Origin of the sequence: Shewanella zhangzhouensis (genome assembly GCF_019457615.1) — a bacterium.
Classification (GTDB): Bacteria; Pseudomonadota; Gammaproteobacteria; order Enterobacterales; family Shewanellaceae; genus Shewanella; species Shewanella zhangzhouensis.
Map to the genome: position 1 here is coordinate 3,297,501 of NZ_CP080414.1, position 24,566 is coordinate 3,322,066.

At 53.3% G+C, this 24,566-nt stretch carries 16 protein-coding genes, 4 tRNA genes and 1 pseudogene (1 of these 21 only partly in view); 13 read left to right on the plus strand and 8 right to left on the minus strand.

Annotation, left to right across the window (positions count from 1 at the left end):
* Positions 1 to 260: the start of a CDP-diacylglycerol--serine O-phosphatidyltransferase gene (gene pssA / locus K0H63_RS14445; RefSeq protein ID WP_220065273.1), read on the minus strand. It extends 592 nt beyond the left edge of the window; only the first 260 of its 852 coding nucleotides appear in the window; the start codon lies at positions 258 to 260; the stop codon falls past the left edge of the window.
* A gap of 84 nt (positions 261 to 344) precedes the next feature.
* Here pssA and K0H63_RS14450 point away from each other — a divergent pair, with 84 nt between their 5' ends.
* Positions 345 to 800, plus strand: coding sequence for a DUF4124 domain-containing protein (locus K0H63_RS14450; protein ID WP_220065274.1), 456 nt, complete (start codon positions 345 to 347; stop codon positions 798 to 800).
* 145 nt (positions 801 to 945) lie between these two features.
* Here the strand turns inward: K0H63_RS14450 and clpB are convergent, their stop codons facing one another.
* The 3 genes from clpB to rluD all read right to left on the minus strand — a co-directional run bounded on the left by clpB (position 946) and on the right by rluD (position 5,426).
* Positions 946 to 3,519 carry an ATP-dependent chaperone ClpB gene (gene clpB, locus K0H63_RS14455; RefSeq protein WP_220065275.1) on the minus strand — a complete coding sequence of 858 codons (2,574 nt, stop codon included), beginning with the start codon at positions 3,517 to 3,519 and terminating at the stop codon, positions 946 to 948.
* Positions 3,520 to 3,667: 148 nt separating this feature from the next.
* Positions 3,668 to 4,432, minus strand: coding sequence for a peptidoglycan editing factor PgeF (gene pgeF / locus K0H63_RS14460; protein ID WP_220065276.1), 765 nt, complete (start codon positions 4,430 to 4,432; stop codon positions 3,668 to 3,670).
* 19 nt (positions 4,433 to 4,451) lie between these two features.
* The gene (gene rluD / locus K0H63_RS14465) at positions 4,452 to 5,426 is read right to left on the minus strand and encodes a 23S rRNA pseudouridine(1911/1915/1917) synthase RluD (RefSeq protein ID WP_220065277.1); all 975 of its coding nucleotides are present in this window, start codon (positions 5,424 to 5,426) and stop codon (positions 4,452 to 4,454) included.
* Positions 5,427 to 5,548: 122 nt separating this feature from the next.
* Here rluD and K0H63_RS14470 point away from each other — a divergent pair, with 122 nt between their 5' ends.
* The 6 genes and pseudogenes from K0H63_RS14470 to K0H63_RS14495 all read left to right on the plus strand — a co-directional run bounded on the left by K0H63_RS14470 (position 5,549) and on the right by K0H63_RS14495 (position 8,847).
* Positions 5,549 to 6,313, plus strand: coding sequence for an outer membrane protein assembly factor BamD (locus K0H63_RS14470; protein WP_220065278.1), 765 nt, complete (start codon positions 5,549 to 5,551; stop codon positions 6,311 to 6,313).
* A gap of 302 nt (positions 6,314 to 6,615) precedes the next feature.
* Positions 6,616 to 6,691, plus strand: a tRNA-Phe gene (locus K0H63_RS14475).
* A 52-nt stretch (positions 6,692 to 6,743) separates the two neighbouring features.
* Positions 6,744 to 6,830: transfer RNA gene (locus K0H63_RS14480), tRNA-Leu, on the plus strand.
* A 37-nt stretch (positions 6,831 to 6,867) separates the two neighbouring features.
* Positions 6,868 to 6,954, plus strand: a tRNA-Leu gene (locus tag K0H63_RS14485).
* 30 nt (positions 6,955 to 6,984) lie between these two features.
* A tRNA-Leu gene (locus K0H63_RS14490) sits at positions 6,985 to 7,071 on the plus strand.
* A 150-nt stretch (positions 7,072 to 7,221) separates the two neighbouring features.
* A pseudogene (locus tag K0H63_RS14495) lies at positions 7,222 to 8,847 on the plus strand (methyl-accepting chemotaxis protein).
* 188 nt (positions 8,848 to 9,035) lie between these two features.
* Here the strand turns inward: K0H63_RS14495 and K0H63_RS14500 are convergent.
* Together K0H63_RS14500 and K0H63_RS14505 are read right to left on the minus strand one after the other, a co-directional pair.
* A complete protein-coding gene (locus tag K0H63_RS14500; protein WP_220065279.1) occupies positions 9,036 to 10,610 on the minus strand; it encodes a sensor domain-containing diguanylate cyclase in 1,575 nt (524 codons plus the stop codon).
* A gap of 100 nt (positions 10,611 to 10,710) precedes the next feature.
* On the minus strand, positions 10,711 to 11,811 hold the full coding sequence (locus K0H63_RS14505; protein WP_220065280.1) for a methyl-accepting chemotaxis protein: 1,101 nt from the start codon (positions 11,809 to 11,811) through the stop codon (positions 10,711 to 10,713).
* Between the two features lie 270 nt (positions 11,812 to 12,081).
* On the opposite strand from K0H63_RS14505, the gene lhpI reads away from it, so the two are divergent.
* The 4 genes from lhpI to K0H63_RS14525 all read left to right on the plus strand — a co-directional run bounded on the left by lhpI (position 12,082) and on the right by K0H63_RS14525 (position 15,143).
* Positions 12,082 to 13,035 (plus strand): bifunctional Delta(1)-pyrroline-2-carboxylate/Delta(1)-piperideine-2-carboxylate reductase, encoded by a 954-nt coding sequence (lhpI, locus tag K0H63_RS14510; protein ID WP_220065281.1) that lies wholly within the window; start codon positions 12,082 to 12,084, stop codon positions 13,033 to 13,035.
* Between the two features lie 82 nt (positions 13,036 to 13,117).
* Positions 13,118 to 13,681: an RNA polymerase sigma factor gene (locus tag K0H63_RS14515; RefSeq protein ID WP_220065282.1), complete on the plus strand. Its 564-nt coding sequence runs from the start codon at positions 13,118 to 13,120 to the stop codon at positions 13,679 to 13,681.
* Complete coding sequence (locus K0H63_RS14520) at positions 13,678 to 14,217, plus strand: hypothetical protein (RefSeq protein WP_220065283.1); 540 nt, start codon at positions 13,678 to 13,680, stop codon at positions 14,215 to 14,217. Before K0H63_RS14515 ends, K0H63_RS14520 begins: the two co-directional genes overlap by 4 nt.
* Complete coding sequence (locus tag K0H63_RS14525; RefSeq protein ID WP_220065284.1) at positions 14,214 to 15,143, plus strand: DUF4097 family beta strand repeat-containing protein; 930 nt, start codon at positions 14,214 to 14,216, stop codon at positions 15,141 to 15,143. The genes K0H63_RS14520 and K0H63_RS14525 overlap by 4 nt, the downstream gene beginning before the upstream one ends.
* Before the next feature lies 1 nt (position 15,144).
* Here the strand turns inward: K0H63_RS14525 and K0H63_RS14530 are convergent, their stop codons facing one another.
* A complete protein-coding gene (locus tag K0H63_RS14530; protein ID WP_220065285.1) occupies positions 15,145 to 16,095 on the minus strand; it encodes a LysR family transcriptional regulator in 951 nt (316 codons plus the stop codon).
* A gap of 385 nt (positions 16,096 to 16,480) precedes the next feature.
* On the opposite strand from K0H63_RS14530, the gene K0H63_RS14535 reads away from it, so the two are divergent.
* On the plus strand, positions 16,481 to 21,445 hold the full coding sequence (locus K0H63_RS14535; RefSeq protein ID WP_220065286.1) for a S8 family peptidase: 4,965 nt from the start codon (positions 16,481 to 16,483) through the stop codon (positions 21,443 to 21,445).
* Positions 21,446 to 21,543: 98 nt separating this feature from the next.
* On the opposite strand, the gene rsuA is transcribed toward K0H63_RS14535, so the two are convergent.
* Positions 21,544 to 22,236 (minus strand): 16S rRNA pseudouridine(516) synthase RsuA, encoded by a 693-nt coding sequence (gene rsuA, locus K0H63_RS14540; protein ID WP_220065287.1) that lies wholly within the window; start codon positions 22,234 to 22,236, stop codon positions 21,544 to 21,546.
* 230 nt (positions 22,237 to 22,466) lie between these two features.
* On the opposite strand from rsuA, the gene K0H63_RS14545 reads away from it, so the two are divergent.
* Complete coding sequence (locus K0H63_RS14545; RefSeq protein WP_220065288.1) at positions 22,467 to 24,554, plus strand: M13 family metallopeptidase; 2,088 nt, start codon at positions 22,467 to 22,469, stop codon at positions 24,552 to 24,554.
* Positions 24,555 to 24,566: the final 12 nt, after the last annotated feature.

The following is a 24,566-nucleotide window of genomic DNA, read 5'->3' on the forward strand; positions in this document are numbered from 1 at the left end:
GCCATCCCAAATGACACCATATCGGCCATGCTGTCGTACTCGGCGCCAAATTCACTCTGGGTATTGGTTAACCTTGCTACCCTGCCATCGAGTCCATCGCACAGCATGGCAACAAACACCGCAATGGCTGCAGATTCAAATTGGCCATTCATGGACGCGATTACGGCGTAGAAGCCAGAAAACAATCCGGCAGTGGTAAAAAGGTTAGGCAGCAAATAGATACCGCGATTTTTTACTGTTGGCTTGTCAATATTTTGCATACACTGGTTATCATTAAGTTACACCGAATCAAGATACCACATTTTCGCCAATCACAGGCGAGTGCTTTATGGAGGCAGGGCCTTATGGAATTCAGGTACCAGGCAATACTCATCCCTTTACTCTTGGTTTGCGGTATAAGTCAGGCCGCGACCATTTATAAATGGGTGGATAAGAATGGCGTGACGCATTTCAGCGAGCAGCCACCACCGGATGAGACGCAGACGCAAACCCTGAATGCCGCAGAACTTGAGCCCAAGCCCATTGGCTTTGATTCACCCAAGCCCATTCCCAAGAACGACGAGACAGTATCGGATGAACAAAAAAATGCCGATTTGGTTCGTCAGCAAAATGCCGACCAGGCTGACGCCATTTGTGAGCAAGCGAAGCAGAATCTGGACGTACTGTCCAACTTTAGCCGTGTAACCCGTAAAGATGACTCTACCGGCGAGCCCGTGATGATGTCCGACGAAGAGCGTGAGACTGCTCTCTCAGACGCCAAAAAGCGGATTTCGCTTTTCTGTAAAGACCGGAAAAAGTAGCCCACGCCGTATACTCTAATGTTCGTGACTACAGGTAATAAAAGAGGGAGCCAACTGGCTCCCTCTTCTTTCATGATCTGAATTACACATCACCAATAAACCACAACATTTGCGACTCAGTACCCAATGACTGTGTTTTGTCTGGTTATTGGGCAAACACCAACTCAGCATCCAGGCAGTCAACCCGAATGGGTTTGCCGGGGATAAACTCACCCCGCAGCAGTTTCTGCGCCAGCGGATTTTCAACCTCTTGTTGCAGCGCCCGTTTCAGCGGCCGCGCACCATAAACAGGATCAAAGCCCGCTCTGGCAATAAAGGCCAGCGCTTCGTCACTGAGGTCGAGTTCAAACTCTCTCTCAGCCAACCGCCTGCGCAGCGATTCGATTTGGATGGAGGCAATGTTCTTGATGTGCTCTGCATCCAGCGGATGGAACACAACCGTTTCATCAATCCGGTTCAAAAACTCGGGCCGGAAGCTGTGCACCACCACATTCATCACTTCTTGCTTCATCTGGGCATAATCCAGGGTACCGAAGCGCTCCTGAATAATGTCTGAGCCGAGGTTTGAGGTCATGATCACCACGGTATTGCGGAAATCCACGGTGCGGCCCTGGCCGTCGGTCAGGCGACCATCGTCCAGCACCTGCAACAGAATGTTGAACACATCCGGATGCGCTTTTTCCACCTCATCGAGCAGAATGACCGAATAAGGTTTGCGGCGCACAGCCTCGGTAAGGTAACCGCCTTCTTCGTAACCCACATAGCCGGGAGGCGCCCCAACCAAACGGGAGACCGAATGCTTCTCCATAAATTCCGACATATCGATACGCACCAGCGCCGATTCAGTGTCGAACAAAAACTTCGCCAATGATTTACATAACTCGGTTTTACCCACCCCGGTCGGGCCGAGGAACAGGAATGAACCTATGGGACGATTCGGATCGGCAAGCCCGGCGCGGCTTCTGCGAATAGCATTGGCCACGGCATCCACGGCCTCGTTCTGACCAATCACCCGCTCATGCAGCACATGCTCCATTTGCAGCAGCTTTTCACGCTCGCCTTCGAGCATCTTGGCCACAGGAATACCGGTTGCCTTGGACAGCACCTCGGCGATTTCCACATCGGTCACCTTGTTGCGCAGCAGCTTCATGTCCTGCATTTCGGCTTGTGCCGCCAGGTCGAGCTGCTTCTCAAGCTCGGGGATACGGCCATATTGCAGCTCAGACATGCGGGTCAGGTCGCTCGCCCGGCGGGCCACTTCCAGATCCATACGCGCCTGCTCGAGGTCTGCTTTAATATGCTGGGTTCCCGCGAGCGCGGCTTTCTCGGTACGCCAGATTTCGTTGAGCTCATTGGCCTTGGCTTCCACGTCTTTCAGCTCATGGCGCAAATGCTCCAAACGTTTACGGCTGGCTTCGTCGTTTTCTTTCGCCAACGCCTGCTCCTCCAGCTTAAGCTGAATGGCACGGCGCTCCAGGCGGTCAAGCGATTCCGGCTTGGAGTCAATCTGCATCCGAATGCTGGACGCTGCTTCATCAATCAGGTCGATGGCCTTATCAGGCAGTTTGCGGTCTGACACATAGCGGTGCGACATGCTCGCCGCTGCCACAATGGCCGGATCGGTAATTTCCACATGGTGGTGCAGCTCGTAGCGCTCCTTGAGACCGCGTAAAATGGCAATGGTGTCTTCCACCGAGGGCTCGTCCACCAGCACTTTCTGGAAGCGGCGCTCGAGGGCGGCATCTTTCTCTACATACTGGCGATATTCATCCAAAGTAGTGGCACCAACGCAGTGCAGCTCACCGCGGGCAAGTGCAGGCTTGAGCATGTTACCCGCGTCCATGGCGCCGTCACTCTTACCAGCACCCACCATGGTGTGCAGCTCATCGATAAAGAGGATCACCTGACCTTCTTCCTGAGCCAGCTCATTGAGGACAGCTTTCAAGCGCTCCTCAAACTCACCTCGGTATTTGGCACCAGCCACCAGCGCGCCCATATCCAGGGACAACACCCGCTTGTTTTTTATGCCTTCCGGCACCTCGCCATTAACAATCCGCTGGGCGAGCCCCTCTACGATGGCGGTTTTACCCACACCGGGCTCACCGATGAGCACGGGGTTATTTTTACTGCGGCGCTGCAAGACTTGAATGGTGCGGCGAATTTCATCGTCACGGCCAATTACAGGGTCAAGCTTGCCCTGCTCGGCGCGTTCGGTCAGGTCAACAGTGTACTTTTTCAGCGCCTGACGATTGTCTTCGGCGTTGGGGTCATCCACCTTCTGGCCGGCGCGGATATCTTCAATGGTTTGCTCCAGCCGCTCTTTGGTGGCGCCCGCCTGTTTGAGAATTTGCGCCAGGGTGTCGTTGCCTTCCAGCGCCGCCAGCACAAACAGCTCGCTGGAGATGTATTTGTCTTTACGCTTTTGCGATAGCTTGTCGCACAGGTTCAGCAAACGAATTAGTGCTTGCGACAACTGCACATCACCGCCGGTACCTTCTACCTGTGGCTGACGTTCCAACTCCTGGGACAACAGTGAGCGCAGGTTGCTCACCCGAATGCCGGACTGGGTTAATAAAGGGTGAATGGAGCCGCCGTCCTGATTCAGCAGCGCCATCATCAGGTGTACGGGTTCGATAAATTGGTGATCTCTGCCAAGGGCCAGAGACTGAGCATCAGATATGGCAATCTGGAATTTGTTGGTCATACGATCGAGTCGCATACAGCCTCCTGTAACTAGGACCGCATTGAATTTTAGTTACCCAAGAATGGTTACCTAAAGGTGGTCACCTGAGAGTAGTTACCTAAAAGATGGGGCTGCAAACGGGATTTTCAAGTGCGCAAATAATAATCACACACGAAAATGAAGGTTAATCCCGCCAGATGAGGGAGGCCATACGGCCGGTCACGCCGTCGCGCCGGTAGGAAAAGTAATCATTGGGGTGAGAATAGGTGCAGATGTCTGTCGAGAAACACTGCACCACACCAGCATGCATCAGTCGTCGCATCGCCAGTGAAAAGAGGTTGGCCAGAAACTTATTCTGGCCAGATGCCGTGAAACACACGTCGGAGCCAGGATCCTGCGCCATAAACGCGTCGCGCACTTCCGCCCCCACCTCAAACGCTTGCGGGCCAATGGCGGGGCCCAGATAAGCATAAATTTGCTCGGTAGGCGTAACGAAACACGCCAGGGTTTGCTCAAGCACACCATCACACAAACCACGCCACCCCGCGTGGGCAGCCGCAATCTCCTGACCATCGGCAGAGGCAAAAAGCACAGGTAAGCAGTCGGCCGTCATTACGGCGCACACTATACCGGCACTATTGGTGTAACTGGCATCGGCAACGGGCGGCTTTGCGCCACCGGGAGCTGCAGCTGAAATATTGCCGTAACCCTGTTGTTTGTCATCAACCCGGTACACTTCTGTCCCGTGCACCTGATCGAGCCAAAGTGGCTCGGCGGGCAACGCCAGGGCTGCCACAAGCTCGCGGCGATTGCATTCAACCCGCCCCGCATTATCCCCCACATGCAGCCCAAGGTTCAGGCTGTCGTAGGGCGGCTCACTTATGCCACCCTTACGATCGGTAAAGGCAAGCTTCACACCTGGAGGTAGTGGCCAATGCGGGCGCAACATCTCAGCTATCCCCTTGGTATCAGATATGGTCCTGAGGATTGGCCTCAGTATCTTTACGAAGGGCCTTGGTCAGCAGCACCATGTCTTCAGGGATTGGCGCGTTGAAGGACATGATTTCCATGGTGACCGGGTGCGCCAGCTCGAGCCTGACTGCGTGCAGCGCCTGACGGGTGAAGCCTTTCAGGATCTCAAAAAACTCCGGGCTGGCATTTTTAGGCGGCTTTGGACGACCACCATATACTGGGTCCCCGACCAGCACATGACCAATGTGCGCCATATGCACACGAATTTGGTGAGTACGGCCGGTTTCCAGACGCAGACGCAAACGGGTATGGGCACGGAACTTTTCGGCTACCCGGTAATGGGTCACCGAAGGACGGCCACTGTGGTGCACCGCCATGTGGGTGCGCTTGGTTGGATGACGACCAATAGGAGCATCCACAGTACCGCCGGCTGTCATGGTACCAAGCACTATGGCTTCGTATTCACGGGTGATATCACGGGCCTGCAGCGCAGCAACCAAATGAGTCTGGGCCTCTACCGTTTTTGCCACCACCATCAAACCAGTGGTGTCTTTATCCAGACGATGGATGATACCGGCTCTGGGCACATGTTCAATTTCAGGGCAGTGGTGCAAAAGTGCGTTCATCAGGGTGCCATCGGCATTTCCGGCACCGGGATGCACGACCAGGCCGGCCTGCTTATTGATCACCAGAATATGGTCGTCTTCGTAGACAATATCGAGATCGATGGCCTGGGCCTCTGCCGCGACTTCTTCTTCCAGGGTGGCCTCAATCTCAATGACTTGAGATTCGAGTACCTTTTCTCTGGGTTTAGTCACAACGACACCATCTACATAGACGTTGCCACCGAGGATCCATTCTTTCAGCCGGGTGCGCGAATAGTCGGGAAACAACTCCGCAATGGCTTGATCCAGTCTCAGCCCCGTTTGTGTTGCTGAAATCTCGCTTTTTAGATTAATCTCTTGGGTCATGGGAACCGTACCCCGGTATCGGGGTCCAAAGTGGTATGCTATCTGTTACAATCGGATGTTTTCCATTTTATCGTGAAATGGAAGAATTCTTAACTACAACTTCAAAAGAATTGAATTCAAGTATGTATAAATTTGCCAAAGGCTCGGCCGTTGCCTTGCTCGCGCTGGCGCTGGGCGCTTGTAGCAGCTCAGGAAGTCAGGAAGATCTCGTACTGAGCCAGAAGTCACCTGAGGCACTTTATGCCCAGGCCAGAACCTCCATGGAACTGGGGAATTTCTCCAAAGCCGTTAAAAGCCTGGAAGCCCTCGATTCCCGATTCCCCTTCGGTGCGCACAAGACTCAGGTTCAGCTGGACATGATCTATGCCTACTATAAGCTGGACGATACCCCCCAGGCGATTGCCAACATTGACCGCTTCCTGCGCCTCAACCCCACTCACCCCGATGTGGACTATGTGCAGTATATGCGGGGCCTGGTAAACATGCAGGCTGACAGCTATCTGTTCCATGACATGATGAACATAGATCGTACCGATCGTGATCCAAAAAATGCCATGGATGCCTTTAAGGACTTTGAGCGTCTTATCAAGATCTATCCAAACAGCAAATATGCGGCCGATGCCCATCAACGGATGCAGTTTTTGAAAAACCGCCTGGCCCGCTACTCCATTCAGGTGGCTGAATACTACGTCAAGATGAATGCATGGAGTGCCGCAGCCGTTCGAGCTCAAACTGTGATGGAGTCCTTCCCGGGCACTCCATCTACAGAACGTGCGCTGGAAATTATGGCCCAGTCCTATGATGAGCTTGGCCAGGAACAGCTTAAAAAGCATGTCCTGATGGTGATGCAGGAAAATTTCCCTGCCAATGAGATGCTGGAAAACTAAGGTATCGCCACCTGTAATAACGCCCGGCTATAGGCCGGGCGTTGTTTTTTTGGCCTTTAACCCGATTTTTTCAACCTTCCCCCTACCACAACCCCTTATATCCTCTCCCTTTACTCGCTATATACCCCTTTCTAAAACCCACCCTAGTTCCATGGGGATTTCCTGTATTGCACAATAAAAATACACAAAAACACCGCTTTCAGACCGATTCGGGCAAAACTTATCCAAACACACATATTTTTGAAATATTCCTGAGAAAAGAGTTGACTCAAAACCCCAAAAGCTATTTAATGCACCCCGTCGCCCGAATAGCTCAGTTGGTAGAGCAGCGGATTGAAAATCCGCGTGTCCCTGGTTCGATTCCGGGTTCGGGCACCACCTTCAACTTAAGGTGCTCAGGCGACTGAGAAAAATTGCAAGGCAGTACAGTGCAGGTGTGGTGGAATTGGTAGACACGCCAGCTTCAGGTGCTGGTGCCCTTACGGGCGTGGAAGTTCAAGTCTTCTCACCTGTACCACTTTGCAATTATAGTTAGCTGTACAAAGACTCATTGTGCAGGTGTGGTGGAATTGGTAGACACGCCAGCTTCAGGTGCTGGTGCCCTTACGGGCGTGGAAGTTCAAGTCTTCTCACCTGTACCAATTAACACAAAGAGTCTTTAACAATACAGTGCAGGTGTGGTGGAATTGGTAGACACGCCAGCTTCAGGTGCTGGTGCTCTTACGAGCGTGGAAGTTCAAGTCTTCTCACCTGTACCAAACAAATAAACCTCGCAATGCGAGGTTTTTTTGTATCTGTAATATCCCTCCCGAAAATACCTCCGTTTGCTATACCTATAGCTATGGCTCAACCAAAGGCATGACAGAGTCAGGCGAAGGAGAGTCCATTTACCCTGTCGGGGGTCTCCGATGAATCAATTGCAGATCAAACACAAGATGCTGCTGGGATTTTTTATTCCTGTGCTGCTGCTAATCATCGTTTGCGGCGTCTCCATGAACATCATGTCCAAAATAGAAGACGGCGTGCTTCGCATCTACCATGACAGAGTCGTTCCTCTTGAAGATCTCAAACTGATTGGCGATGACTATGCCGTATTTGTCATTGATGCCATCAACAAAGCCAATGCCGGTGGCTTTTCCGCTGAAGAAGCCAGACACGGTTTAATCGAAGCCAACAAGAACATTGCCAACCGCTGGGACAAGTACATGGCGACAGAGCTGACTTCTGACTAACAAAAGCTGGCCCAACAGGCACAGCAACTGTTTGCTCCAGCCAATCGGCAAATTCAACTTCTCCTGGACAAACTCGCGGGCAAATCAGGCAGCGTCATTGGTCAATTCAGTGGCGACATCATGCCCCTTTACGAAGTCATCGATCCCATCAGCGGTAAAATTGCCGAGCTTGTCGCGCTGCAAATTCACATTGCCGACATGGAGCGTGAGCAGGTAGAGACGCTGCACTCCAGCTCGCTGAAATGGTTTATCAGTCTTGCCGCCTTTGCCATCGTCATCACCAGCTTTTTCGGTTTTTGGGTTAATCGGGGAGTCATGGCCCCCGTAACCGAAATACGCCAAAAACTCATGATAATGAGGGATAAATCCGATATGACGGTCAGCTTTACCGTTTTCCGTGATGATGAACTGGGCCAAATATCCAAAGACTTGAACGGCGTGGTAAACCACCTCAGGGGTATTTTGAAGAGTATTGCCGAGGCCGCATCGACGCTCGGGGACTCTGCTGATGAATTGAATGAGTTTACCCGCCAAGCCAATGATCGCATGTTCAAGCAGCAATCGGAGACTGAGCAAACCGCCACCGCCATGAATGAAATGACAGCCGCAGTGGCGGAAGTTGCGCAAAGCAGCAATTCAGCCGCAGAATCCGCCAGAAATGCCGATGAAAGTGCCGCCAAGGGCAACAGCATAGTGCAGCAGTCCATCAGCAGCATGTCGGTGCTCGCGTCACAAATTCAGGGAACGGCTGCCGTGATAGGCGAACTTGCCACCGAGAGCCAAAACATAGGACGAGTGCTGGATGTGATTAAGAGCATTGCCGAACAGACCAACCTGCTGGCCTTGAACGCCGCTATCGAAGCAGCAAGAGCGGGTGAGCAAGGACGCGGATTTGCCGTGGTGGCCGATGAAGTTAGAACCCTGGCTCAGCGCACAAGCGAATCGACCCGGGAAATTGAGTCCATGATTGAATCCTTACAGCAAGGGGTCAAAAGCGCAGTATCCTCCATGGAACAAGGCATTGCCCAGGTAGACAATGCCAACCAAAGCACCAACGCCGCTGGCAGCGCACTGCAGGACATAGTGACGAGTGTTGACAGCATAACCCAACTCAACACCCATATAGCCACCGCCGCCGACGAACAAAGTTGCGTCGCTGAAAGCATCAATCAGAGCATCATCGCCATCAGTGATATAGCCCAGGAATCGACTCAGGCCGCAAACGATTTAAGCGAGGCAGTTAATCAACTGGCACAGCTGGCAGGACACATGCGAGCCCAGGTGGGGACTTTTGTGCTTTAGGTGACTTTTGTGCTTGAGGCCTCTTGTCAAGGCATGTGAAAAAGGTCCGGGCAAGAAAAAAGTAAAAGGGACCTGCGGCCGAAGTAGACGGTGTGTAGCTGAAATACACCGTCTTATATCATAACCAAACCGCAACCCGGTTGCCGTTACTGAGGCGTCTCACAACGCCTCCCCCTTGTAGATTTGTTTTACCCTACCGTTTTCATCAATCTGGCTGCCTGCATAAAGCGGACACACACTCGGTTGCGACCCTCTGATTTGGCCAGGTACAGCTGCTTGTCCGCCATGACCAACATATCCTGCCAGGATGTATTGGCAAACTGGGGATCGTAGTGCTCAAAGAGAACACCACCAACACTGATAGTAATGTAACCAAATTGGCCGGATGGATGGGTAATGGCAAGCTCTCTCACCCTGTGCAGCATCCGCTCTGCCAAACGTTCCATTTGCAGGGTATCGTCGCCATGAACCACGACACAAAACTCTTCACCACCAAAGCGGGTGACCAGCTCTCCCCTGCGCCGACATTCAATCAGTAGTGTCTGGGCGACCGAGAGCAAGGCTTTATCACCCGCTGTGTGGCCCTGTGTATCGTTATATTGTTTAAACTCGTCCACATCAACCATCAGAAATCCAAGAGCCCCCTTACCATCCAACCACTCCTGATGGGCCCTGGCGGCAAACGCCTCCAAACCCCGACGATTGGCAATGCCGGTCAGCGGGTCTTTGAAGGATAGCGATTCCAGATAGTTTTGATGCCGCTCCAGCATTTCTGCCAACTGGTTAAATGAGCCAGTCAGCCTGTGCAGCTCATCGATAAAAAAGGATTGGTTAATTTTGGTGAGTCGACCCCGGGTCGTCATTTTCACCAGCACCCGATTGATATTACCAAGGGGAGTCAATACAAACAGCGAGAGAGGCACTGAGCCCAGCAGCACTACCACCATAAAAGTGGCAAAAATCAACATGGATTCACGGGAAATAAACGAGGGGATTTCACTCTTGTGATGCTGAACTGTCATCACCAGCGCAGGCGCGCCAAACACATCCTTCACCAGCCATTGATGACTTTGAGCTACCTCATCGAGGTGTATGGGATCTTCCAGAATGGGCAAGCGTCCATGAAGCCTGGGATTAGCAAGAGACAGACTGGACTCAACCAGAGTCAATTGCTTGAGCATATCCGTGAGTGAGACATCTATCAGGCGAACAACCATAAAACTGCCAATTACTTCACCATGGCCATTGCTTGGCAACACATTGCTGTTACTGAAAAACATCACCTTACTTCCGTAACGGATTAGCCCCCGACGAGTACTGGCGACCTCAGCACTCACAGCTTTAGTATCGGGCAATACAGGACCAATCCAGGTCGCCTGCGACTCAAGGCTATCCGGCAGCAGCCCCGGCACCCCCTGATATCCCCATACCAGTTTTCCGCTGGTATCAAATAAAAAGGCGCCATCCATACCAGCGGCAACGAAGGCATCATCATAAAGATTGGATTCGATAAACTCAGGTTCGGGAGATTGGAGAAAGGCCACCATCTCATCCCAAACACCGTAATCATGGCTAAAGGTGGACAGAGGCTGGCTGAAAAAATTCATGCCCGCTTTAAGGGCTTTTACCTCCATCAACTGCTGATCCCGCACCTCACTCATCAATCCCGGGCGAATAAAAAGGCCGTGGATCAGAAACGATGTTACAAAGGCGGCCAATGTAACCAAGGTGCCGAGCAACATATTGAAATGATTGAGCCGCATACAAATATCCCCGGATGAAGCTTCATTTAAGCTTAGCCCCGCACCTGGCATTTGTCCGAAAAAAAACCGCCTTTCGGCGGCTTTCTCACAGCGTTATTACTCAACTCACACGGAACTGGCTAACTGCACTCTGTAAATACTCGGCCCGCTCCCGCACATCGTCAGACGCTTTGGCGTTCGCCATAGCCGCATGGGAGGACTCTTCGGCGATGTCCCTGATAACTACTACGTTTTTATTCACCTCTGCCGCCACCGAACTTTGCTCTTCGATAGCCGCGGCTATCTGGGTACTCATGTCCATAATGTTGGTCACATCCTGGTTTATCTGCGCCAACATGGTACCGGCACTGGCTGCCTGCTCAGCGCTTTCTCCGCCCTGGCGCTGACTGGCCTCCATCAATTGCACAATGGAGCGGGTGCGGCTTTGCAGGGTTTGGATGATACCGGCGATTTCCTCGGTCGCCTGCTCAGCCTGGTCTATCACGGTTCTGAGTGCGCCCATCTTGCCGTCCTCTTTACCCAGACCAAATTCCTTTTCCTTGTTAAACAAGGCTTCGAAATTAACCTGGTAATCCGTCATCAGACGACGGATTTCATCGGCAACATCCGGACTTAAATCGGAACCATCAAGGGTGCTGTCAAAGCTGCGCAGCGTTTGCTGAAACTTCTCCAGATAACTGGCGTCACGGCGCAACATAAAATCTTTTTCATTGCGCCGCAGTTGCAGCATCTGTACTGCCAGCTCTGGCTTATTGTGTTCTTTCAGTAAGGTTTCCACATTGTGTACCGCCTCTCTGAGCTGGCCATACAAGCCCGACTTGGGGGTCAAGCCAATCTGCTGCTGAAGCGTTACCACCTCGGAAAACAGTGTCAGGTATTGACCCAACAAACTCTCAAACCGATTTAAAGGCGCCAGAGGCATATCATATTCTTCAAAGACTTGACTGATAGTGCTCAGCTTGTTTTTCAGCTCTGCTGCGTGCTGGGCGTGTCCCTGTACATACGCCATATCACTGCGGGTTAAAAAATCTTTCTCATCCTTGCGAAGCTCAAGCATATCCCTTTCCAGCTCAACAACCGTTTGAGCGGCCAACGCCAACTCAACCTGAGTTTTGCCGGAATACAGCTGCAAACCGAACATCGCCACCAGGGCACCGATCGACAACGCTGCGCTCAGCATTAATTTTTGACGAATGAGCATGTTACTTTCCCCATGTAGCGATCTTTAATAACTGTAGCCCCCTTGGCGTCTATTTGGTAACTGCACCTTAAGGGTCACAAAAGAGTCACACGTCGATTATTCTTCTGATTGAAGACATCCTTATGAGTATTGGCTGCAAATGCTAAAAACTCCATGAGTTTTAATCACTTTTTAACAGCCCTCACCAGAATCCGGATCAGTCTCAATGAGTTTACTTGCCCCCATAAAACTGCATACAATATCCCATTATTTAACTTTATCTGGATCAGTATGAAAATCATCGATGGCAACCAAGTGCAACAAAAGTTGACGTTTCCAACCCTTGTCGCAGCGCTAAAGCAACAACTGTGCCGCCCATTCACCATGCCCCAGCGCCAGGTGTACGCGCTGTCGGACACTGCCGACAATCAGCACGCCTTTGCCCTGTTGCCAGCCTGGGATGAAGAAAGCATTGCGGTAAAAGCCTTTACCTACTTACCTGACAATCCAGTTAAAAACCCTGGGTGTGAGAGCCTGTACTCGCAAATATTGCTATTCGACAGAGCAACAGGCGTACCACAGGCCTTGATTGACGGCACCAGTGTCACCTATTGGCGCACTGCTGCCATCTCCGCGCTGGCAGCAAGCTTCCTCGCCCGCGAAGACAGTAGAAAACTGTTGCTGTGCGCCACAGGCAATCTGGCTACCTATATGGCACTGGCCCACGCCAGCGTACGTCCCATCACGGAAATCCGCGTATGGGGGAGAAACCCGCAAAAGGTCGCCACGACCATTGCCGCTATCAGGGCGCAGCGCGCCGATATTGAGGTAACGGCCGCAGATGCGCTGCAAGTAGATGTGCCCTGGGCCGACATCATCAGCTGCGCCACCGGATCCCCGACCCCACTCTTTCCCGGAGAATGGGTCACGCCCGGCACCCACACTGACTTTGTCGGCAATCACCACAAAGACTGTCGCGAATGCGATACCCACCTCATCGCCAACGCCCACGTCTATGTCGATTCACGGCTCAACGTCTTTAATGAAGCCGGTGAGCTCTTGATACCTGTGTCAGAGGGACGCTTTTCGCTGGATGAGGTGAAAGCTGAGCTGTCAGAACTCTGTCAGGGCTCAGTGCAGGGACGCTTGAGCGACACCGACATCACGCTGTTCAAGAGTGTGGGCTCTGCATTGGCCGACCTGGCCGGTGCAAGACTGGTTTTCAAGGTGCTTCAGGAACAATGAGTTACAAGGGATGCAAAAAATCTTGCATCCCCACTAAACCTTTCTATCTTGGACATCTGTCTTATTAAGCATACAAGGACCGATGGAACCCAAGGTGCTCCCAATACCACAGCAGGCCAAGTTGCAATCACAAGACGTGAATGATGTCAGCCTGGCGCAACAAGCGGCACAGGGCGATAAAAGCGCCTTTGAAGCCCTGTACCAGCGCCACCATAAACGGATCTATGCGCTGGCGCTGCGTCTTGGCGGCGAACCGAGTCTTGCCGATGAAATATTGCAGGAAAGTTTTGTTCGCCTGTGGCACAAGCTGCCGCAGTTTCGTGGTGAGAGCCAATTTGGCACCTGGTTTTACTCGTTGGCCCTTAATCAGGCACTAAGCACCCTCAAGCAACATCGCAGCTTTTGGGCCCGAATAGTGCCCGACTGGCAAATACAGGATGCACCAGAGCACTGCCAACATGACGATGGTCTGCTGCTCGACCGCCTGATAGTCAGGCTGCCGGAGCGTGCCCGGCTGGTGTTTGTGCTATTTGCCGTGGAAGGTTTTTCCCACGAGGAAGTGGCCAGTCTGCTCGGTATATCCACCGGCACCAGCAAGGCTCATTACCACAGGGCGCGGGAACTGATGAAGGAGATGCTGTCATGACCAGTACAGCCGACGAACGCCTCGATAAACTCATTGCCAATGCCCCCAAAGAGCTGACGCCGCCCGACGCCAACTGGGCCACCATTGCCGCAAGGCTCGACCGCCCACAGCCAACAACGGCAGGGGAAGACCGAAACGAAAATCGGCCGCGAAGACTGCCCTGGTACGTACCAACTGCCGTGGCTGCGGCACTGCTGCTGGCTTTGGTACCGCAGCTACCCACTGACAATCCGCCCGAGGCGGATAACAGCCTGTTGCCGCTAATAGAAAGTATCGAGCTCGCCCACCGTCAGGAAGTGGCCTCACTTGCTGAATCATCCAGCAACGCCTGGCTGCGGGTGGGATATCAAGAGCCGGTGGAAGCGGGCTTGAAAGAGCTGCGGGAAGCCGCGCGGCTTATTTTGAGCTCGCTCAAGGCTAACCCACAGGATAAGCAACTTTGGCAGCTCTGGCTCTGGGTCCAGCGCCGCGAAATTGAACTTTTAACCCAGGGTCAAAGGCTGCCAGCCGGCGCCACACAAGGAGACACCCTATGAAAACACTGTACTCACTGTCGCTGCTGTGCCTGCTCGCAAGCCCACTGTTTGCCGCAGAAAAAATTGATAAAAGCCTGGATGTTGGCGAGCAGGTGGTGTTGGATATCAGGGTTCAGCGCGGCGAAGTGGAAATAAGCCCCTGGGACCAAAATAAAATTCAGGTACAAGGTACGCTCGATGAGCTCAGCGAAGGCCTGGTTTTTGAAAATCAGGGTGGTCGTATTCTGCTGGAAGACAAGCTGCCAAAAAGCTACCAGGGCAAGAAAAATCAGGGCTCAATACTGGTTATCAAGGTGCCAGCCAAACTGACCTTAAACGCCGAGGGGGTTTCTGCGGATTATCGGGTCCAGGGGCTGGAAGGCGATTTGGGATTGGGCACAGTCTCAGGCGACATCAAAGCAAACCGCCTGGGAGGCAAGGTCAGCGTCAATACTGTTTCAGGGGAAGTGGAAACCGCGGATCTCAGTGGCACGGTGAAAATTGAAACTGTATCGGGCACCGTCAAGGACAATAACTCCACCAGCGATGACGCCAGCTACAAATCTGTCAGCGGTGATATTCGGCTCAATAACCAGACAAAAAAAGTGCGTATCGAGCAGGTATCCGGTGATACCGAAGCGACGCTGCCAAACGCCCATGGCGTGCAATATAACGCCGTGAGTGGTGATGCCGAACTCACGCTTAAAGGCGATGTAAAAGTGTCGGGTGAATCGGTCAGCGGTGATGTGTCGGTCAAACTGCTTGGCGATGCCGATGCCCGGGTGGCCATCAACGGAGGCCCAAGCGGCAAAATTCATAACGGCCTGACCAACCAAGCCCCTGAAAAGCCAAAATACGGCCCCGGCAGCAGTCTGAATATGGTGCTCGGCAGCGGCAAGGGCGTGATTGAGCTCTCAACCCTCAGCGGCAAGTTAACAGTGGAATAAATCAGTGACGTTCGTGGATGAGCGAGGCCTCAAGAGAGTGCACAAAGGCAGCGGCCAGCTCATCCAGCCCTCTTCTGCGGCAATAAACCACGCTGAAATTGGCTTTGATGACGGGCATATCTATCACAGGCAATATCTGCAGCGAGCCACTTTTCAGCTCTTCGGTGATCCCCAGTTCAGGCGTCAACGCAATCAAATCGCATGCCGCCAATGACGACTTGATACTGCCAAACTGGTCGAAACGCAGCAGCCCTGCTTGTTCGCGCAGCTCCTGGCTGAACAGATTGCCAAATAAACCGGCCACATGTTCGGGCAGTTCCCGAGGCACAGCCAAGGGGTAGTCTGCGAGACTGGACAGGGACAGGGACAGTCCACCCCGTCCCAAATCTGCACTTCCCAATCCCATTCTCGCCAAAAGCGGATGCTGGGGCCTGGCACAAAACACCACTTGGAAAGGCGGTAGTGGGATGATGCCAAGATCCGGGTCCTGATCCAATCCGGTGATTTGGGTTTCTGCGATGAAGAAGGACAAGCCCCCCAGATGCAAACGCTCCCTGAGCTTTCTCCATCCATCGATTTTCAGTTCGACATTAACGTTCGGGTATTGGCTGATAAAGCGCCCAACGACAGGCCCCAACATATGTGCCGATGGTATGGGGCTGGCGCCAATCACCAATTCTCCCCGATTAACTCCCTTCAACGAGCGTATTTCGCGGTTTAGACACTCGAGCTCCACCACGATTTGACTGCCACGGCTTTGCACCAACTCGCCAAAACGGGTCAACTCCACTCCTCTTGCATGGCGTTCAAGTAATTGAACCCCCAATAACTCTTCCATTCGCTGAATAGAACGGCTCAAAGAAGGCTGAGCCAGATTTAACTTATTTGCCGCCTGATTGAAGTTTTTGATCTGAGCCAATACCAAAAAATGCCGTAAATGTCGTAGTTCCATACAGTCCCCGATTGGGATGAATTCAGCCTGTAGCGGCTGTTATTTTTATTGGAATAGCGCCCCCAATCTATGCAATCCCATCATCGGCCACAAGCAAATGAGATTTACACTTTGTATCACCAATGCTTAACAAATGTAGCAATGTATCAATAGGTAACTGATTTATAACGAGCCAAAATGTAGCAAATCGAACAAGCATCGATTAAGACCATGATGAGAAAGAACATTTGATTAACATTTTGCAGGGCGGTATTTCAGCAATAGCTTTTATGCATTGCGCCATACCCTATTACGCATTGGACGCCACTTCATCGAGCCAGCAAGTATTTCAACGGCAGAAAACAACGCTGCGCACGTTCTTCATAACAATAAGAAGGAATAGTCGATGAAACTCAGCAAGATTAGCATGATGACCCTTGCGGCCATGTATGCAGGCTCGGCAGCCGTGAGTGCCGCCAGTCCCCTGACGCAAACGCCCCGCCCCCTGGAAATGACGGAGCAAATCAAACAGTTCAATGCCAATAAAAACAAAGACAGACTCAGTGGAAACGCTATTCAGGCCAACCGCACCAGCAATGGCCGAAATGTTCACCGTGCCATTACCCTGCCTGGCACTGACAAGCTTCCCTTTGCCTTCGAACAGGGACTGACGGGCGAACAAAACTACATCATCCGCCTGAGTGACAGTCCGGTAAGCCTATATCAAGGGGGGATCGCCGGCCTGCAAGCCACCTCCCCGCGCCAAAACCGGATCCCGGCCAGTCTCAGCCTGTTCAAACACGATAAGCTGGATCTGCAAAGCCAGCCTGTACAGAGCTACCGCAATTATCTCGAAGACAAGCAGCAACAAGCTATGAGCAGCATGCGCTCGGTTGCGGGCGATACCAAGCTGCTGAGAAGCTTCCAGTTAGCCTTTAACGGTATGGCAATGCGCATGACGCAGGAGCAAGCAGCCCGTATCGCCGAGCTGCCACAGGTCTTGAGTGTTACCCGGGAGCAAACCTACGAGCTGCACACCGATGTGGGCCCAAAGCACATTGGAGCCGACAAACTCTGGACCGGTGAAACCTCCAGTGATCGCTTCAAGGGCGAAGGCATTATCGTTGGGGTGCTGGATACCGGTATCAACAGCGATCATCGCGCCTTTGCCGCCACCGGTGATGATGGTTATAGCCACACTAACCCCTGGGGTGAAGGCCACTATGTCGGCGACTGTGAAAAGCCAGAATTTGCCGGCATGTGTAACGACAAGCTTATCGGCGTCCGTTCCTATGCGGCTATCACCGACAGCTATCTGGACCCAAGCTTCCAACCCGAGCTTCCCTGGTGGGAAGTGAGTACCCCCAAACGTCCGGCCAACGGTGAGGACTATAATGGTCATGGCTCCCACACGGCATCTACTGCAGCGGGCAATACCTTACACAATGTTGAGCACGTGGTTCCTGGATTGGGCGAAAGTGGCGATGGTATAGGTACCGGGCTCAAGTTCGCCTCGATTTCAGGCGTTGCCCCCCATGCCAACGTGGTAATGTATCAGGTGTGCTTCCCCGGTGATGGCTCCTACGGCAACGCCTTCTACGGCTGTCCGGGCTCTGCGTTACTGTCGGGCATTGAGGATGCCATCGCAGACGGTGTGGATGTCATCAACTACTCCATTGGCGCCACCTTCGGCCGTTTCCCCTGGGAAGACCCGATGGAAATGGCCTTTCTTGCTGCACGCGAGTCCGGCATTTCCGTGTCTGCATCAGCCGGTAACTCCTATTCCCCCATGTACGCGAGTCAGGCCCGCGGTGCCATCGACCACCTGTCTCCGTGGCTGACGTCTGTTGCCGCTACCACCCATGGTCGTGAGATTGTCATCGAAGGTAAAAAGACCACCAATGCCCAGGGCGGCGATCAGCCTCTGGCAGACATTAACGGTGCCGGGATCTCCGGAGCCTACACAGGCCCAGTAGTTGAGGCTGCGGCCTATGGTGCCGAATACGCCAAGTGTAACGACCCCTTCCCGGCGGGCTTCTTCGATATGGACCCCAACGGCACCCCATTCGATAAAGCCCCCATCGTAGTCTGTGCCCGTGGTGATATCGCCCGGGTGTTGAAAGCCGAACATGTAGCCCTTGGAGGTGCGGGTGGCTTTATCCTCTACAACACCAACTGGGGTGACAGTATTGTCAACGACCCCTATGTCATTCCCGGTATTCACATCAATATCGAAAGCTGGGAAGGCACTTATCAAACCGGCTATTTTGGCTTGCAGGACTGGCTGGCTTCCGGCAGTGGCCACCAGCTGACTATCGCGGCCTCAGAGGTGTTGGCGAAACAGGGCACTGCAGACTACGTAGCCGATTTTTCCTCTCGGGGCCCCAATCTTGAAAATCCCGAAGTCATGTCACCCAACCTGGCTGCACCGGGTGTCAATGTGTTTGCCGCCTGGGCCGATGATATGCCATTCAGCACCACGCCGGGTGCCGCCGATTACGCAGCCATCAGCGGCACCTCAATGGCATCGCCCCATGTGGCGGGCGCTATGGCACTGCTCAAGCAAAGCCATCCGGACTGGACACCGGCTCAAATCCAGTCTGCGCTTATGACCACTGCCAGCACCAAAGGGGTAACCCGCTCGCAGGACTTCGCACCATTCGCGCCCACTGCTCAGGCAGGTAATGCCGATGCGGGAAGCGGCGTTATCAATGTCGCCCGCGCCGATAAGGCTGGGCTGCTGATGGACGAAACCGGTGACAACTACCGTGCAGCCAACCCCAGGAATGGCGGCACAGTGAACACCCTGAACGTGCCCTACTTCTACCATGAAAGCTGCGCCGGGAGCTGCAGCCTGATGCGGGTTGTCACAGCAACTCGTGATGGCAGCTGGACTGCCGAGTCGATAGTCCACGACATTGAAGGCGCCGAAATGCTGGAGCTGGATGTGTTCCCTAAGGAATTCAGCCTCAGAAAGGGTGAGTCTCAAGCCATAGTTCTCAAGGCCAAGGTACTGGAGATTCAGGCGCCCGGCGCCGACAGTTCGCAGATTCAGCTAACGGGCGACGTCATCCTGACCCCAAGCAACACTGAGATGCCTGTACAACATCTGCCCGTGGGCATGCGCTTTGCCAACGATAAGCTGCCACAGCAAGTATCAGCCACCATCCATCGTAACGAGGGGCATGTGCTGTCGGCACCGGTACAGCCAGGTGAAATCCAGTCATTTAACTCCAGCGTCTTTGGTTTGACCAAGGCTGAGCGCATCGACTGGCAAATGAAGCGTTCTGAAGCCAGGGACACCTTCTTTGGCCGTGCCGAGCGTGAGGCCGACGGCCAGTTTGTTCGCTTCTTCGATGTTCCCGAAGGCACTAAACGACTGGTATTCGAAGTCATCAAAGCGGATACCAATGCCTTTGCTTCCATCGACATGGGTATGGATATCAATGGCGATGGAGACATCCAATGGTCCGATGAAGCCCTGTGTTTCTCCCGGGTCGACTATCACGACTACTGTGCCATCAACGATCCTGTGCCGGGCCGCTACTGGGCCTATGCCTCCAACCTCAAATATGACTACGAGGATCTGCAGAACAACGAGGACAGCTTCCAGTTGGCGCTGGCATTGGTAGGCAGTGATGACAAGGGTAATCTGACCATCGAAGGCCCTGCCAGCAGTGATGGACTTGAGCCATTTCAAATGAAGCTGAACTATCAGCTCGATGGCGCCGAAGAGGGTGATGTGTTTTATGGCTATGCGGGTATCGGCAGCGATGCTTATAACAGCGATAACCTCGGTCAGTTTGGTGTCAAGCTGACTCACAAGGGTACAGACACTGAAATCAGCACCAGTCAGGACGCGGCCAAAGCAGGCGACCTGGTGGATGTCATCGTGAACCTGGCGCCCAATCTTCAGGGCGGCGAGCGCGCCTTTACCATCAGTACTGAGCTGGCACCGGGTCTGACATTGCTGGAAGACAGCATCAGCATTGGTGGTATAGGAAACTATGCCGAGGGGCTGACCATTGATGGCCAGACACTGACGATTGCCGCGACCCAGGCCTCCAGTGCGGATATCGCACCTCATTATGTGTTTACCACCAATGAGACCGATGCCAGCTGTAAAGTGCCCTATGGCGATGACCCGACTTATTACAATATGGCCAATCTCATGATGCCGCTTGGTATTTCGGGACGCTCCAACCAGTACCTCAGCATTCCCTTGTCGGCCAATGGCCTGCCGGAAGTGCCACTGTATGGTATGCCAGCGGAATACGGTCAGGACATCTTGGAAATTTCACCCTTCGGTTATGTGAAATTCGACCCCATGCCCGAATTCTGGAACATGATTGTCGCATTTGATGACAACTTCCAGACCTTCCCCGACACCATGGTAGCCCCACTGTGGCGCGGCGACGTGATGATGCCGGAAACCAGCTTCGACTGGATGACGGGTCAATGGACAGACGATGTCTGGGCCGCCATCACCGACAAACACTATCTGTTCCAGTGGCGCGGTGGTAAGGAGTGGATGGCGTTCCTGAGCGGTAACAATAATCCGGATCCCGATGCCTTCTTCGATATCCAGACCATTATTGCCACCGAGCTGGACTTCGCCCAAGGCGCTCCTGAGGTGATTTTCGCCTACAAGACCATACGTACCCATAACGACAGTCTGGGCTCTATTGGTCTGCACGGTTACAACACCGAGCGTGACACCTTTGGCCCCATTACCGGCTGGTTCAACGATGGATTCGCCTACAATGACGTGGATGAAAAGGTGAAAGACGGTACTGTGGTGTGCGCCGACTATCGCGGTCCGCAGCAAACGGCCCTGACCCTGCAATTCCAGGTACGTGTGTCTTCGGCCGCGGTGGGCAAGGATAACCCCGTGACGGTAACCAGCCAATATCAGGACTCGGAGGCGGTGACCGTGAGCCAAAATATCAAGGCCCCCGGTAACATCACACTGATTGCCATTGGCGATAAAGAGATGGACGAAAACACGACGCTGGAAGGTATCGAGGTGACTTATCACGATATCAATGGGACCAGCAACGGTATCAAGGTCACCGGTGAGCATATCAGCGGCAGCGCCAGTGGTGGCGACAGCGGTTCCACTATCAGTATCACGCCGGATGCCGACTGGCACGGCACGACTGAAGTGACAGTGACCGTGTACGACCTGGCCTACCCTGATGACGCCAGCAGCACCAGCTTTATGCTGACGGTTAACTCAGATGGCGTCGAACCAACGCCGCCGGCTCCTGAAACACCCACACCGCCAGCCAACAACGACGGTGGCGGTAGCCTGGGCTTCCTGAGTCTTGCGCTGCTGGGCCTACTCGGTCTGGGTCGTCGCAGGTACTGATGGGTATCGGTTAAAACTGAAAAGGGCCTTCATTGAAGGCCCTTTTTCTTTGCTGTTCCGGTCGCTATCGTTGACCGAGGTTCTCAATTTTCCTGCCACTATTTTACTGAGGCGATTTCTGCTTCGGTCAAATAACGCCACTCGCCGGGTAGAAGCTCTGGGTCCAGTTCGATGGCACCCACGGCCTCACGGTGCAGGCCAACCACCTTATTGCCCACAGCGGCAAACATCCTTTTAACCTGATGATACTTGCCCTCTGTGATGCTGAGCAGTGCCTCTGTATCACCAAGGATCTCCAGCTTGGCGGGTTTGGTCAGGCCATCTTCACCATTAAGCTGCAGACCCTGTGCAAAGGTATCAATCAGATCGGCGGTGAGGGGTTCTGCCAATATTACCCGATAGCGCTTGGCGCAATCTCGCTTAGGCGAAGTGACCTTATGAGACCAGTGGCCATCATCTGTTATAAGCACAAGCCCAGTGGTATCAGCATCGAGCCGCCCGGCAATATGCAGCTTGTCTGGGCGGGCAATGTCCAGCAGCGAGATCACCGATGGATAATATTCATCCTGCGTAGAACAGATGGTATCAACCGGCTTGTGCAGCATGAGGTAGCGAATGCCTGTCAGCTCCAGCGCTTCCCCCTGAAAACACACATGTGCGCCCTTGGGCACCTTGAATGCCGGGTCTTTAACGACAACGCCATCGCAGCTGACATCGCCGCTATTGATGGCTTTTTTGGCGAGACCACGACTGAGTTCCGTGGTTTCGGCGAGGTATTTATCCAGTCTCACAATATTCGGTCCTACCCTGTCAATGCGCCGTCATTATGCCCAGCGCACCACAAAAGGCAATGCTGACAGATTTGCTTACAACCCGTGCAAAAGTTATCCCGCCTTTCGCTTGTTTACATTCAGTCAAAAGCTTTAACATAACGCACGACCACAAGCACAGTAACCGCCTGTTTACCGGATAAAATACCCTTTTTGTATTCACCGGAGGCGAAACAACCAAGGAAAATATAATGAGAAAAGTACTCATCGGGGGATTGTGTGCCTCGCTCATCATGGGTTTGACCGCCTGTAATCAGGAAAAAGCTGCCGAAACCAAGGCCCCTGAAGTTGCCAAAACCGCAGCCGCTGAAGCCGTTGCCAAGGCTCTGGGCTCAGGGATTGAATTTGCCAACTTCGACAAGAGTGTACGCCCACAGGACGACTTCTTCGATTATGTTAACGGCACCTGGTACAAAAACACCGAAATCCCCGGTGACCGCACCAGCACTGGCGCCTTTTACGATCTGCGTGAAAAATCCCGTGATGACGTAAAAGCCATCATCGATGAGGTTGCTGCGACGCCAAACCTGAAAGAAGGCACTGACGAGCAGAAAGTGGCCGACCAATATCGCGCCTTCATGGACGTAGAGACCCTGAATAAACTCGGTATTACGCCAATTCAACCAGAGCTGGATGCCATTGCCGCCATCCAGACCAGAGATGACCTGGTAAAATTCTTTGCCCACAGCCAAATCATCGGCGGTGGCACCCCAATGGCCTTCTACATCGATGTGGATGCCAAGGACTCCAGCCGTTACGCCACCCACCTGTGGCAGTATGGCCTGAGCCTGCCTGAAAAAGACTACTACTTCAACGAAGAAGAGCGCTTCGTCAACATCCGTGAAGCATTCAAGGCCCATATCGAAAAGATGTACGAACTGGCCGGTCTCGCCGGTGGTAAAGCCGCGGCCGAAACCATACTCAAGCTGGAAACTGCCATCGCCAACGCCCACTGGAATGTGGTTGATGTTCGCGACAGCACCAAGACTTACAACAAGTTCCAGGTAAGCGAGCTTGCTACCCTGGCACCGGACATCAACTGGCAGCTGTACCTCACCACACTGGGTGCAGACAAGCAGGGCGATATCATCATCAACCAGCCGAGCTTTATCGAAGGCCTGAATGCGCTGGTGAAAAATGAAGACCTGGCTACCTGGAAAACCTACCTGCAATGGCAAACTCTGACCCATGCCGCCGGCCAGCTGACCGAAGCTCTGGATCAGGAAAACTTCGAGTTTTTCTCCAAGACCCTGAACGGCCAGGCCGAGCAGCAGCCTCGCTGGAAACGCGCCGTGGCCAGTGTGAACGGCATGCTGGGTGAAGTGGTAGGTAAAGTCTACGTGAAACATCACTTTACCCCTGAAGCCAAGGCTCGCATGCAGGATTTGGTAGAGAACCTGCGTGGCGCCTATGGCAAGAGCATCGATGAACTGAGCTGGATGAGCCCGGACACCAAGGTGGCCGCCAAGGACAAACTGGCCAAGTTCAACCCCAAGATTGGTTACCCCAACAAGTGGGAAGACTACAGCAAGCTGACCATCAAGGCCGACGATCTGGTGGGCAACGCCAAACGTGCCGCTGCGGTGCAGCATGAGAAAGATCTGGCCAAGCTGGGCGCCCCTATCGATCGCGACGAGTGGCACATGACCCCACAAACCGTGAACGCCTACTACAACCCAACCATGAACGAAATCGTGTTCCCAGCCGCTATTCTGCAGCCTCCTTTCTTCAATATGGAAGCTGACGATGCAGTGAACTATGGCGGTATCGGCGCCGTAATTGGCCACGAAATGGGCCATGGCTTTGACGATCAGGGTGCCAAGTTCGACGGTGAAGGCAATCTGCGTGACTGGTGGACCGAGCAGGATCTGAAAGAGTTCAGCGCCCGCGGTAAGGCACTGATTGAGCAGTATAACGGCTATCAGGTGTTTGATGACCTGCACGTAAACGGTGAGCTGACCCTGGGCGAAAACATCGGTGACCTGTCCGGCGTGACCATCGCTTACAAGGCTTACAAGATGTCATTGCATGGTAAAGAGGCGCCTGTAATTGACGGCCTGACCGGTGATGAGCGTTTCTTTATCGGTTTTGCCCAAATCTGGCGCGCCAAGATGAAGGAAGAGGCACTGCGTAACCGCGTGGCCACAGACCCTCACTCACCCGCCAAGTTCCGTGCCCTGGGTGCTCTGTCCAACATGCCTGAGTTCTACAGCACTTATGGCGTGAAGGAAGGTGATGCCATGTATCTGGCACCTGAAAAGCGTGTGAAGATCTGGTAATAGATGTCGGCA